The following is a 1,073-nucleotide window of genomic DNA, read 5'->3' as shown; positions in this document are numbered from 1 at the left end:
GCTTACTTGTCCGGGCACTACGGTGCGCTACTGCTTATCAGTAAGATGAACGCTTGAGCCGTTAGCGTACTGCTAGCGGGATGTGAAGAAGTAATAACAATCTAACACCGGGGTATATGCTACTTGGCTGAAAAATCAGATATTATACTTTTTATAGTTAATGCACCTCAGTACTTTGTATCACATCGATTTGATATTGCAAAGAAAGCTTGGAATGCTGGCTTTAAAATACATGTTGCATCTTCGACAGCAACGGAAGAAGACCAAAGGGCTATTTCCATATTGAAAGAATATGGTTTTGAATATCATGAGCTACCAATTAGAAGAGGTGGGGGGGATCCAATTAGCGAGGCTTTTAGCATAGTCAGTTGTTACAAGTTAATTAAAGAAATATCTCCTGTGCTAATACATTTAGTAACAATAAAGCCCGCCTTATATGGCTCGATTGCTGCAAGATTCGCAGGTGTTGAAAATATTGTGGCTGCTATAGCTGGCTTAGGAACTATATTTTTAGCACAATCTTGGTTTGCCAAAGTTAGAAGGGCGCTCGTAGTCCGCATGCTCAAATTTGGCCTTTCCGGTAAGGACTCATTAGTTATATTCCAGAATCCAGATGATAGAAACTTATTGAGTGAAATAGGCGTCCTAACGCTAGATAAAGCACGCCTCATCCGTGGCTCTGGTGTGCTTTTAGATGAGTATCCGGTTATACCTGAACCAATAGGTAATCCTGTTGTAGTTATGGCCGCGAGATTGCTGAGGGATAAAGGCGTGTTTGAGTTTGTTGAAGCTGCAAGGCTGCTGAAGCGGAGAGGTTGCGCCTTATCGGCTCGCTTGATCCGGGTAATCCAACCAGTGTAACGCAGCAAGAGTTGTGTCAGTGGGAATCTGAAGGGCATATCGAATTGTTGGGGTATCGAAAGGATATTGCGGCACAATATGCAGCGGCCAATATTGTTTGCCTTCCATCCTATCGTGAAGGTTTGCCTAAAAGCCTGGTCGAAGCCGCAGCCTGTGGTCGTGCCGTGGTCACCACGGATGTGCCGGGTTGTCCAGATGCGATCACGCCAGAC

At 44.7% G+C, this 1,073-nt stretch carries 2 protein-coding genes; both read left to right on the top strand.

Going from position 1 to position 1,073, the window contains the following annotated elements:
* Window positions 1–123: 123 nt before the first annotated feature.
* Window positions 124–861, top strand: coding sequence for a glycosyltransferase (locus tag RMT89_RS40270; RefSeq protein ID WP_315888707.1), 738 nt, complete (start codon window positions 124–126; stop codon window positions 859–861).
* Window positions 816–1,073, top strand: a 258-nt coding sequence (locus RMT89_RS40265; protein ID WP_315888706.1) for a glycosyltransferase, incomplete at its 3' end; no start/stop codon positions are given. The genes RMT89_RS40270 and RMT89_RS40265, both read left to right, overlap by 46 nt.

Source organism: Streptomyces sp. P17 (assembly GCF_032436805.1).
Taxonomy (GTDB): Bacteria; Actinomycetota; Actinomycetes; order Streptomycetales; family Streptomycetaceae; genus Streptomyces.
This window is presented reverse-complemented; position numbering and strand designations above follow the sequence as displayed.